9 protein-coding genes are annotated in these 10,708 nt (G+C 66.9%); 5 read left to right on the top strand and 4 right to left on the bottom strand.

Features of this window, described 5'->3' with window-relative positions:
* The first annotated feature begins 170 nt into the window (after nt 1–170).
* Complete coding sequence (locus V7Q39_RS15305; RefSeq protein ID WP_333817475.1) at nt 171–1,991, top strand: extracellular solute-binding protein; 1,821 nt, start codon at nt 171–173, stop codon at nt 1,989–1,991.
* 17 nt (nt 1,992–2,008) lie between these two features.
* Complete coding sequence (locus V7Q39_RS15300) at nt 2,009–2,125, top strand: entericidin EcnA/B family protein (RefSeq protein WP_333817474.1); 117 nt, start codon at nt 2,009–2,011, stop codon at nt 2,123–2,125.
* A 6-nt stretch (nt 2,126–2,131) separates the two neighbouring features.
* Here the strand turns inward: V7Q39_RS15300 and V7Q39_RS15295 are convergent, their stop codons facing one another.
* The 3 genes from V7Q39_RS15295 to V7Q39_RS15285 form a co-directional block, all read right to left on the bottom strand.
* Nucleotides 2,132–3,583 carry a serine/threonine protein kinase gene (locus V7Q39_RS15295; RefSeq protein ID WP_333817473.1) on the bottom strand — a complete coding sequence of 484 codons (1,452 nt, stop codon included), beginning with the start codon at nt 3,581–3,583 and terminating at the stop codon, nt 2,132–2,134.
* Nucleotides 3,580–4,320, bottom strand: coding sequence for a metallophosphoesterase family protein (locus V7Q39_RS15290; protein WP_333817472.1), 741 nt, complete (start codon nt 4,318–4,320; stop codon nt 3,580–3,582). Before V7Q39_RS15290 ends, V7Q39_RS15295 begins: the two co-directional genes overlap by 4 nt.
* An 80-nt stretch (nt 4,321–4,400) precedes the next feature.
* Complete coding sequence (locus tag V7Q39_RS15285) at nt 4,401–5,024, bottom strand: helix-turn-helix domain-containing protein (RefSeq protein ID WP_333817471.1); 624 nt, start codon at nt 5,022–5,024, stop codon at nt 4,401–4,403.
* Between the two features lie 64 nt (nt 5,025–5,088).
* Between V7Q39_RS15285 and V7Q39_RS15280 the strand changes: the two genes are divergently transcribed.
* Genes V7Q39_RS15280 through V7Q39_RS15270 form a run of 3 tightly spaced genes read left to right on the top strand, consistent with a single transcriptional unit; the run spans nt 5,089 to nt 8,434 of the window.
* On the top strand, nt 5,089–6,585 hold the full coding sequence (locus V7Q39_RS15280) for a class I adenylate-forming enzyme family protein (protein WP_333817470.1): 1,497 nt from the start codon (nt 5,089–5,091) through the stop codon (nt 6,583–6,585).
* Nucleotides 6,582–7,232, top strand: a complete 651-nt coding sequence (locus V7Q39_RS15275) for a DsbA family oxidoreductase (RefSeq protein ID WP_333817469.1) — start codon at nt 6,582–6,584, stop codon at nt 7,230–7,232. Before V7Q39_RS15280 ends, V7Q39_RS15275 begins: the two co-directional genes overlap by 4 nt.
* A gap of 44 nt (nt 7,233–7,276) precedes the next feature.
* A complete protein-coding gene (locus V7Q39_RS15270; RefSeq protein ID WP_333817476.1) occupies nt 7,277–8,434 on the top strand; it encodes a multidrug effflux MFS transporter in 1,158 nt (385 codons plus the stop codon).
* Here the strand turns inward: V7Q39_RS15270 and mfd are convergent.
* Nucleotides 8,431–10,708, bottom strand: a 2,278-nt coding sequence (mfd, locus tag V7Q39_RS15265) for a transcription-repair coupling factor (RefSeq protein WP_333817468.1), incomplete at its 5' end; no start/stop codon positions are given. The two genes, V7Q39_RS15270 and mfd, sit on opposite strands and share 4 nt — an antisense overlap.

The raw sequence follows: 10,708 nt of genomic DNA, 5'->3' as shown, positions 1-10,708 counted from the left end.
CAAGGCCGGCGTTAAGTCTTTGAGGCAGGTTTCATACAGGCAAGAAACCTATCGAGCAGTGAGTCATATATAGTCCCCTCTCCGCCGATGGCCAAGCTAAAAGTTTGAATTGCCACGATCTCCGTCCTAGTGTCCGCCGACACAACCGCCGGGAAGGGGAGCATCGGGGGATGATCGGGGAAAGCCGCGCCGTCTGGCGCAAGATCGGCCTCGCGGCAGCGCTGTCCGTCTTCGCCGCAACCGCGCAAGCCGAGCCTAAGCACGGCATAGCTATGTATGGCGACCCCGCCCTCCCCCCGGATTTTGTGTCCCTGCCCCAGGTGAACCCCGATGCGCCCAAAGGCGGAACCTACCGCTGGGGCGAGGCGGGCAGTTTCGACAGCTTCAACCCCTTCGTGACCAAGGGCCGCCCCGCGCTCGGCATCTCCACCCTTGTGGTCGAGACGCTGATGGGCCGGAATTACGACGAGCCCTTCTCGCTTTACGGGTTGCTGGCCGAATCGATCAACACCGATGCGGCCCGATCCTTCGTCGAATTCACCCTGCGCCCCGAGGCCCGATTCTCTGACGGCTCCCCCGTCACTGTCGCCGACGTGATGTGGTCGGTCGAGACGCTGGGGGTCGACGGCAACCCGCGCTATGCTGCCGCCTGGAAGAAAATCGCCAGGATGGAGCAGACCGGCGAACGCTCCGTCCGCTTCACCTTCAATGTGGAAGACCGTGAACTGCCGCTGATTCTCGGCCTGCGCCCGATCCTGAAGAAGGCGCAGTGGGAGGGGAAGACCTTCGCAGAAGCCACCATGGAGGTGCCCATCGGCTCCGGCCCCTATCTTCTCGCCTCCTCCGACCTCGGCGTGCAAGTCACCTACCGGCGCAATCCCGACTGGTGGGGCAAGGACCTGCCGTTCAACCGCGGCCAGTGGAATTTCGACGAGATCCGTTACGACTACTTCACCAATCCGCAGGCCATCTTCGAGGCGTTCAAGGGGGGCCAGCTTTCGGTCTACCGCGAGGCGAATGTGTCGAAATGGCTCTCCTCCTACAACTTCCCCGCCGTCCAGTCCGGCGCTGTAATCAAGGCCGAAATCCCGCATGGCCGCCCCTCGGGAATCGAAGGCTTCGTCTTCAACACCCGCAGGCCCATTTTCGCCGACTGGCGGGTGCGCGAGGCGCTGATCCTCGCCTTCAACTTCGAGTTCATCAACCAGACCCTGAACGGCGGCCTTCTGCCCCGCATCCCCTCCTATTTCGGCAACTCGACCCTGGGGATGGAACCAGGCAAGCCCGCCGAAGGGCGCGAACTGGCACTTCTCGAACCCTTCAAGGCCGACCTCCCCCCCGGCGCGATCGAGGGCTATGCGCTCCCCGTGTCGAACGGCGACCAGGCGAACCGCAAGAACATCCGCGCGGCGGCAAAGCTGCTGGAAGAGGCCGGCTGGACGGTGGGCGATGACGGCGTGCTGAAGAACGCCAAGGGAGAACCCTTCACCTTCGAGATCCTGCTGGTAACAGGCCAGGACGAACTGGCCTCGGCCGCCGAAGTCTATATCGAGGCGCTGAAGCCGCTCGGCATCACCGCCCGGCTGAACAAGATCGACGATGCGCAGTATCGGCAGCGCACCTCGGCCTATGACTTCGACATGACGCATTACATCCGCTCGCTGTCGCTGTCGCCGGGCAACGAGCAACTGCTCTACTGGGGCGCGGGCGGCGTGACCGAGCCCGGCACGCGGAACTGGATGGGGATGAACTCCCCCGCAGCCGAGGCGATGATCGCCGCCATGCTGAAGGCACAGACCGCCGAGGACTTCACCGCCGCCACCCGCGCGCTGGACCGGGTGCTGACCTCGGGCCGCTACGTGATTCCGATCTGGTACTCGGACGTTTCGCGCTTGGCATATGCCGCCAATCTCAAGTATCCCGAAAGGATACCGCTTTATGGTGACTTCATCGGGTTCCTGCCCGACATCTGGTGGTATCAGGCAAACTAGAAACGTGAGGTTCGAGCATGACGAAACTGGCCCTGCTGATCGCGGCACTTGCCACCCTGGCCGGATGCAACACCATCGCCGGTGTCGGCGAAGACATCTCCGGCGGCGCGCGCACGGTGCAGAACACCTTCTGACGGCCCTCAGACCGCGGCGGCTTCCGTCTCCGCCAGCGCCGGGCGCGGCTCCACCGCCCGCCCCTCCGGCAGGCGGATCACCGTGACCGAGCAATGCGCCTCGGCCACCACCTGCGCCGAGACGGACCCCAGATAACGCCGCGTCGTCGAATGGCCGCGCGCACCCATCATGATGTGGTCGACCTCGTTCGCCGTGGCATAGTCGATGATCGCCTGCCCCGGGTCCGGCCCCTCCAGCACGGTATAGGTCAGGCGGTGGTCGGGCAGGTCGATGCCTTCAGCCCAGGCCTTCAGCTGTACCAGCCGCAGCACATGCAGGTTGTTGCCCTGGTCGTCGGTCCCCTGGTCGATCCCGATCCGCGCCGTCTTGATTACGTTCACACAGGCGATCCGCGCGTCGGGTTCCAGAATCAGCATCCGCTTCACCGCGCGCAACAGAACCTCCGCCAGCCTTTCCCCCTGCGGCGACAGGTCCACCGCCACCACGATGATCGGCACCGACGCCACTTGGGCCGCGACGGAAGCCGGCGCGGCGAAGCGCCTGATCTTCCGCATCACCCGCCAGCGGTCGAAGACCTGCAGCCAGCCATCCCGCTTCAGCTTCAGCGCCCGCGCGGTTAGCGTGACCTGCTGCGGGTTCGACAGGTCGAACGCCATCTGCGCCGCCGTCTGGTAGCGCCGCATCGGATCGACCGACAAGGCCCGCAGGATGATCTCCTGAAGCCATTCCGGGATCTCGGGCCGGATGGCGCGGGGCGGCTCCGGGTCGCGCCACAGCCGCTTCCTGACCCCCCGCAGCGTTTCCGGCGTCCCCCAGGGGTTCCGCCCCGTCGCCAGCGCATAGAGCATGGCGCCGAGCGCGAAGAGGTCCGACCGAGGATCGTCGCGGCAGCGCAGGTATTGCTCCGGCGCGATATAGGGATAGGTCCCCATCGGGATGGTAAATTCCTCGGCCAGAAGGTCCGGCAGCTGGTCGTGGCGGGACAGCCCGAAATCCACCATCACCATCTCGCCGGTCTTCCGCTGCAGGAAGTTCTCGGGCTTCAGGTCCAGGTGGATCACATGCTGCCGGTGCAGATCCGCCACCGCCGCCACCATCCGCGCCGCGATCTCGATCACGTCCGACAGCGGCAGGGGCGCCTTCTGGAAGACCGGCAGAAAGGACCCGCCGTCGATCATCTCGGTCACGATATAGGGCATCACGTCGAAGCCCCCGGTCGCGATCACCTTCGGCACATGCGGGCCGGAAAGCCGCGGCATGATCATCTGCTCGACCTCGAAGCCCACGATGGTCGGGCCGTCGTATCCGTCGAGGATGGTCGGCACCTTCATCACCATGGGCAGGTCATGGTCCGGATGCGTCACCGCCCAGATCGTCGCGAAGCCGCCGGTGTGCAGCTTCTCTCCCAGCGTGAAGCCGTCGATCTGCAACCCCTCATGCGGACGTATCTGCATCATCGTCCCACCAGCAACCGCACGGCCAGCTCCTCCGGCAGCCCCGCTGCCCGCACCTTGCGCGCCGCGGCCGCCACGTCATAGGGCGTGCGGCGGAAGGTCAGCTCCGCCGTCCCGGTATCCACCAGCGCCCATCCGGCCTGCGCCACCCCGTCGCGCGGCTGCCCGACCGAGCCCGCCACCGCCAGCCACCTCCGGCTGGGCAGAAGCGGAATCGGCAGGCCGGTACGGAACGCCTGCTCCCGCACCATGCCCCCCAGATCACAACTCGCCAGCAAGGGCACATGCACATGCCCGCACAGGATCAACCGCGCCGTGGTCGCCCGGAACGAGGGTGTCGCCTTGGTGTCCGAGGTGACATAGCTCCACTCCTCCGGTCGGTTCGCCGAGGCATGGACGAAAAGCGCCCCCTCGACGTCCGCCGTCAGCGGCAGCCCGGCCAGGAAGTCCACCTGCGCCTCCCCCAGCCGGTCGCGCGTCCAATCCAGCGCCTTGCGTGCCAGCGTCGACATCGCCTCGCTCGCCCCCGAGGCGGCGTTGTCGTGGTTGCCGCGCACGCAGATCGCCCCCGCCGCCACAAGCTCGGCCGCCTTGTCGCAGCACCAGCCGGGGTCCGCGCCGTAACCGACGATGTCGCCCAGCAGCGCGATCCGATCCGCGCCATGCGCCGCCACATCGGCCAGCACCGCCTCGAACGCCTCGCGGTTGGCGTGGATGTCCGTCAGGACCGCAATCCGCATCCAGCCCCTCCCCTGACCGTTTCCCGAACCCCTAGCGTCATGCCCGGCCCGGGGCCATGAGCCAGATCAAACCAGCCTCATCACACCAGCGACGTGACCCACAGGATCGTCGCATCCTCCTCCGACAGGCTGATCACATTATGCCCCATCGCCGCGTCGTAGTAGGCACTATCGCCCCGGCGCAGTTCCACCGGCTCGTAGAATTCGGTGTAAAGCCGGATCACCCCGGTCAGCACATACAGGAACTCCTCGCCGTCGTGGCGCACCCAGCCGTCGAATTCGTCCATGTCCCGCGCCCGGATCGTCGCGCGATAGGGCAGCATCTGCTTCCGGGTCAGGCTGGCCGCCAGCAGCTCGTGCTCGTAGGTCACGGTCGCCTGCGCCTGCCCCTCGCCCAGCTTCGTCACCGCCATCCGGCCCATGACCTGCTGCTTCGAGGGCGGCGTGAACAGTTGCGGCACGCCGATCGACAGCCCCCCGGCCAGCTTCTTCAGCGCGTCATAGGTCGGGCTCATCTGCCCGTTCTCGATCTTCGACAGGGTGGACCGCGCAAGGCCCGCCCTGACCGCCGCCTCTTCCAGCGTCCAGCCGCGCGACCGGCGCAGCTCGCGCACGCGCTCGCCCAGGTTCAGGGGCTCGACATGCGCCTCTCCCCCGGCCTCGCGCGCCACGCGGATCATGCTTTTCGGATCGGTCAGCACCATACTCTCCGGATAGTCGAGCCATCCCCCGCTTGCAACCGCCGCGCAGGCTGCCTACCCCTTGCCCATGCTCTCCGAGATCGACACCCGCCCTTTCCTTGCGGCTCCCAAGGCCTTCAACCTCGCCGGCCATGTGCTGGCGCGCGCTGCCAGTCTCGATAAGCCGGCGCTGACGATCCTCCACCCCGACCGCGACGAAACCCTCTCCTACGCCGAACTCCTGCGTCTGACGCAAGGCTGCGCCACCGCCCTCCTGACCCTCGGCCTGCGCCCGGGAGACCGCATCCTCCTCCGCCTCGGCAATACGCTGGCCTTCCCGATCCTCTACCTCGGCGCCATCTGGGCCGGTCTCGTCCCCGTCCCCACCTCCGCCGCCCTGACCCGGGCCGAGATCACCAAACTCGCCGCCCTCGTCACTCCAAGCCTCATCGCCGCCGAGCCTAGCATCCTTCTCCCCGACCACCCGGCCCGCCGCCTCACTCCCGATCTTGCCGCATGGGCCAAGCTGCCCCCGGCCCCCCTCCACCTCGGCGACCCCGACCGCGAGGGCTATGTCGTCTTTACCTCCGGCACTTCCGGCACGCCGATGGCCGTCTCCCACGCCCACCGCGCCATTCTCGCCCGCCAGACCATGCACCGGCACTGGGAGGGCCTCACCGAAACCGACCGCCTCCTTCATGCCGGGGCCCTGAACTGGACCTACACCCTCGGTACCGGCCTCCTTGACCCCTGGACCTGCGGCGCCACCGCCCTGATTCCCGCCGCCGGGACGCCTCCGACCGCCCTTCCCTCGCTCCTGCACCGCGCCGAAGCGACGATCCTTGCCGCCGCCCCCGGCGTCTACCGCCAGATCCTGCGCGCCGAAGTCCCGCCACTCCCGACCCTCCGCCACGGCCTCTCCGCCGGGGAATCCCTGCCACAAGCGCTCCGCAACCAGTGGCGCAACCGCACGGGAACCGACCTGCACGAGGCCCTGGGCATGTCGGAATGCTCCACCTACCTCTCCGGCTCCCCCTCCCGCCCCGCGCCCGTAGGCGCCGCAGGCTATGTCCAGCCCGGCCGCCACATCGCCATCCTTGGCGACGACGGCCACCCCGTCCCGCGCGGGACAGCGGGAGAACTCGCCGTCTCCACCGCCGACCCCGGCCTCATGCGCGGTTATCTCGGCCACCCGCCCCCGCAAGGCGCATGGTTCCGCACCGGCGATGCCGCGACCATGGCCCCGGACGGCGCCATCACCCATCTCGGCCGCAAGGACGACCTCCTGAACGCGGGCGGTTTCCGCGTCTCGCCCGTGGAAATCGAAGCCGCCTTCCACGATCTTCCCGGCATCACCGCCTGTGCCGCGACCCAGGTCGAACCCGTGCCCGGCACCACGATCCTCGCGCTCTTCTACGAAGCGCCGTGCGCCATCGACGAGACCCTTCTGCACCAATGCGCCGAAAAGGCCCTTGCCCGCTGGAAGCAGCCAAGGCACTACCAGCGCCTCGATGCCCTGCCCCGCACCGGCACCGGCAAGCTGATCCGCAAGGCGCTCGCCGCCCGCTACAGGAGACCCGAATGACCCGCTCTGCAATCCGACTGGACATCTTCTCCGACCCGGTCTGCCCCTGGTGCTATGTCGGCAAGGCCAACCTCGACCGGGCGCTCGCGCAGCACCCCGACCACCCGTTCCAGATCCAGTGGCATCCGTTCCAACTGAACCCGGACATGCCGCCCGAAGGCGTGGCGAAGCGCGCCTATCTGGAGGAGAAGTTCGGCGGCAAGGCCCGGGTCGACGCTGTCCATGACCGCCTGCGCGAGGCTGCGAAGGCAGCCGGTGTCGACATGGATCCCGACAAGCCCCAGCGCATGCCCAACACGCTGAACACCCATCGCCTGATCCACTGGGCCGGGATCGAGGGCGTGCAATCCGCCGTCGTCACCGCCCTGATGCGCGCCTATTGGGTCGAAGGCCGCGATATCGGAGACCTTGAAACCCTTGCCGACATCGCCGGGGAAAACGGCATGGACCGTGAGGCCACGCTCCGCCTCCTGCAATCCGACGCCGATGCCGACGACATCCAGGCCCGCGACCAGGATGCCCGCCGCAAGGGCGTGAACGCCGTCCCCACCTTCCTGATCGCCCAGCAATACGTCGTTTCCGGCGCCCAGCCGACCGACACCTGGGACAAGGTCATCGCAGAAATCTCGGGGCAGGCCGACAAGTGACCGACAAGAAAATCTCCCAGACCGAATTCGTGGCGCTTGTCGCCATGCTCTTCGCCACAATTGCCATTTCCATCGACGCGATGCTCCCCGCCTTGCCGGAGATCGCGGCCACCCTCTCGCCCGAGGCGCCCAACGCCGCGCAGCTGGTGGTCACCAGCTTCGTGCTCGGCATGGGGATCGGTACGCTCTTCACCGGCCCGCTGTCCGACACCTTCGGCAGGAAGCGGGTGATGCTCGTCGGCTCCGGCCTCTACGCCCTGGCCGCGCTGGCCTGCTACTTCGCGCCCTCGCTCGAAATCCTCCTTGCCGCCCGCCTCCTGCAGGGTCTTGCCGCCGCCGCACCCCGCACCGTCTCCATCGCCATGGTGCGCGATCTCTATTCGGGGCGCGAGATGGCCCGGATCATGTCCTTCGCGATGATGATCTTCACCCTCGTCCCCGCCATCGCCCCCCTGATGGGCCAGGGCATCATCGCCCTCGGCGGCTGGCAGTCGATCTTTCTGGCCTACATCCTCTTCTCCGGCCTCACCATGCTCTGGCTCGGCCTCCGCCAGCCCGAGACCCTGCCGGACGACAAACGCCGCCCGCTGCATCTGGGCAACCTCTGGGCGGGCACCAAAGAGCTCTTCACCCATCGTATCATCCTGGTCTCCACCATCCTGCAGACCCTGACCCTGGCCGCGCTTTTCGCCACGCTCTCCAGCCTGCAAGGCATCTTCGAGCGCCAGTTCGACCGGGCCGAAAGCTTCCCGCTCTGGTTCGCCCTGATCGCCGTGGTGTCGATGCTGGGAAGCCTGCTCAACAGCCGGGTGGTGATGACCCTCGGGATGCGCCGCGTGCTGCGCCGGACCTATGCCGCCGTCTTCGCGCTTTCCTGCCTGGCGCTTGCCCTCCTTGGCACCGGCACGCTCAGCGGCACCCCGGGCTTTGCCTTCCAGATCCTTTGGTGCATCAGCCTCTTCTCGATGATGGCGCTGACCATGGGCAACCTCAACGCGCTCGCCATGGAGCCGGTCGGCCATATCGCTGGCCTTGCCGCCTCGGTCATCTCTTCGGTCGCGACCGTGTTCTCCGTCGCCCTGGCGATCCCGGTGGGCCTCGCCTTCGACGGCACCTCGACCCCTCTCCTCGTCGGCACCGTGGTCCTGATCGGCCTTGCCCTCATCCTGTCGCTGAAGACCCTGGGCGAGCCGCGAAGCTAGGCCTTCCGGCCCGCCTTCACCACCTCGGCCAGGTCGCGGGCAATGGCGAAGGCGCCCTTGATCCGGTCGGATTCGGTCTTCATCTCGCCCTGCAGCACGATCTTGTTGCCGTTCACCCGTGCCGCGGGGCCCTGCGCCTTCAGGAAGTCCACCAGCCCCGCTGGATTGGCGAACTTGTCGTTGTGGAACTGGATCGTCGCCCCCTTGGGGCCTGCGTCCAGCTTCGCGATCCCCGCCCGCTTGGCCATCGCCTTGATACGGACGATCAGCATCAGCGTGTTCACTTCCTTGGGCAGCGGCCCGAACCGGTCGATCAATTCGGCCGCAAAACCTTCCAGCTCCACTTTCGTGGTCAGCGAGGACAACCGCCGGTACAGGCCCAGCCGGATGTCGAGATCGGGAATGTAGCTCTCCGGGATCATCACCGGCACGCCCAGGTTCAGCTGCGGCGACCAGTCGTCGTCGATGGCCGACAGCCCCTGCAACTCGCCGGATTTGATCTTGGCAATCGTCTCCTCCAGCATGTGCTGGTACAATTCGTAGCCGACTTCCCTGATGTGCCCCGACTGCTCCTCGCCCAGAAGGTTCCCCGCGCCCCGCAGGTCGAGGTCGTGGCTGGCAAGGTTGAACCCGGCGCCGAGGCTGTCGAGGCTGCCCAGAAGCCTCAGCCGCTTCACCGCCTGCGGCGTCAGCGGCGCGCGGGGCTTCGTCGTCAGGTAGCAATAGGCCCGCGTCTTCGACCGGCCCACCCGCCCCCGGATCTGGTACAACTGGCTCAGCCCGAACATATCCGCCCGGTGGACAATCATGGTATTTGCCGTGGGAATATCCAGCCCGCTTTCAACAATCGTCGTCGCCAGCAGCACGTCGAACTTGCCGTCGTAGAACTGGTTCATCCGATCATCCAGATCGCCCGCCGCCAGCTGGCCATGGGCGATGACATAGCTCGCCTCAGGCACATGGGTTTTCAGGAAGTCCTCGATGTCGGGCAGGTCGGCGATGCGCGGCACGACATAGAAGCTCTGCCCCCCGCGATAGCGTTCGCGCAGGATCGCCTCACGGATGGTGATCGTGTCGAATTCGGAAACATAGGTGCGGATCGCCAGCCGGTCGACCGGCGGCGTCGCGATGATCGACAGGTCGCGCACCCCGGTCAGCGACAGTTGCAGCGTCCGCGGAATCGGCGTCGCGGTCAGGGTCAGCACATGCACCTCCGACCGCATTTCCTTCAGCCGTTCCTTGTGCGCCACGCCGAAATGCTGCTCTTCGTCGATGATCAGCAGGCCCAGCTTCTTGAACGTCACCCCCTTCGCCAGCAACGCATGGGTGCCGACAACGATGTCCACCGATCCGTCCGCCATGGCCGCACGGGTGGCATTGGCATCCTTGGTGGAAACAAACCGCGACAGGGGTCTGACCGATATGGGAAATCCCCGGAACCGCTCGGCAAAGCTGCGGTAGTGTTGCCGGGCCAGCAGCGTCGTCGGGCAGATCACCGCGACCTGCATCCCGGACAAGGCCGCCACGAAGGCCGCCCGCATCGCGACCTCGGTCTTGCCGAAACCCACGTCGCCGACAACCAGCCGGTCCATGGGCGAGCCCTTCTCCAGGTCCGCCACCACATCGGCGATGGCCGCCAGCTGGTCATCGGTCTCCTGATAGGGGAAACGGGCCGCGAAGGCCTCCCAGATCGAATGCGGCGCCTCCAGGATCGGCGCGTGGCGCAGGGCGCGTTCCGCCGCGACCCGCATCAGCCGGTCGGCGATCTCCTTGATCCGCTCCTTGAGCTTCGCCTTCTTCGCCTGCCAGGCCCCCCCGCCCAGCTTGTCGAGCAGCCCCTCCTCATGCCCATAGCGGCTGAGCAGTTCGATGTTCTCCACCGGCAGGTAGAGCTTCGCATTCTCGGCATATTCCAGCATCACACAGGCATGGGGCGCGCCCAAGGCCGTGATCGTCTCGATCCCCAGATAGCGCCCGACCCCATGCTCGACATGCACCACCAGATCGCCCGGTGACAGGGTATCGACCTCGCGCAGGAAGTTGTCGGCCTTGCGCTTGCGGCGCGGCTTCGCGGTCAGCCTTTCGCCCAGCACGTCCTGCTCGCTGATCCCCGCCAGCCCGGGCGCCACGAAGCCCGCTTCCAGCGGCCAGACGACGAGGAAGAGACCGCCCTTCCCCTCGGGCACCTCGCGGAAATCGGCGATCTCGCGTGCGCCGGTCAGGCCGTTGTCGGCCAGAAGCCCCTTCAACCGCTCCCGCGCGCCCTCGGACCAG

The sequence above is a fragment of the Tabrizicola sp. genome, assembly GCF_036781545.1.
Classification (GTDB): Bacteria; Pseudomonadota; Alphaproteobacteria; order Rhodobacterales; family Rhodobacteraceae; genus Tabrizicola.
This window is presented reverse-complemented; position numbering and strand designations above follow the sequence as displayed.

Bases quoted from the DNA above. Each gene is read 5' to 3' on its own strand.
- V7Q39_RS15305 (WP_333817475.1), top strand. From the start codon at position 171: ATGATCGGGGAAAGCCGCGCCGTCTGGCGCAAGATCGGCCTCGCGGCA.
- V7Q39_RS15300 (WP_333817474.1), top strand. From the start codon at position 2,009: ATGACGAAACTGGCCCTGCTGATCGCGGCACTTGCCACCCTGGCCGGA.
- V7Q39_RS15295 (WP_333817473.1), bottom strand. From the start codon at position 3,583: ATGATGCAGATACGTCCGCATGAGGGGTTGCAGATCGACGGCTTCACG.
- V7Q39_RS15290 (WP_333817472.1), bottom strand. From the start codon at position 4,320: ATGCGGATTGCGGTCCTGACGGACATCCACGCCAACCGCGAGGCGTTC.
- V7Q39_RS15285 (WP_333817471.1), bottom strand. From the start codon at position 5,024: ATGGTGCTGACCGATCCGAAAAGCATGATCCGCGTGGCGCGCGAGGCC.
- V7Q39_RS15280 (WP_333817470.1), top strand. From the start codon at position 5,089: ATGCTCTCCGAGATCGACACCCGCCCTTTCCTTGCGGCTCCCAAGGCC.
- V7Q39_RS15275 (WP_333817469.1), top strand. From the start codon at position 6,582: ATGACCCGCTCTGCAATCCGACTGGACATCTTCTCCGACCCGGTCTGC.
- V7Q39_RS15270 (WP_333817476.1), top strand. From the start codon at position 7,277: ATGCTCTTCGCCACAATTGCCATTTCCATCGACGCGATGCTCCCCGCC.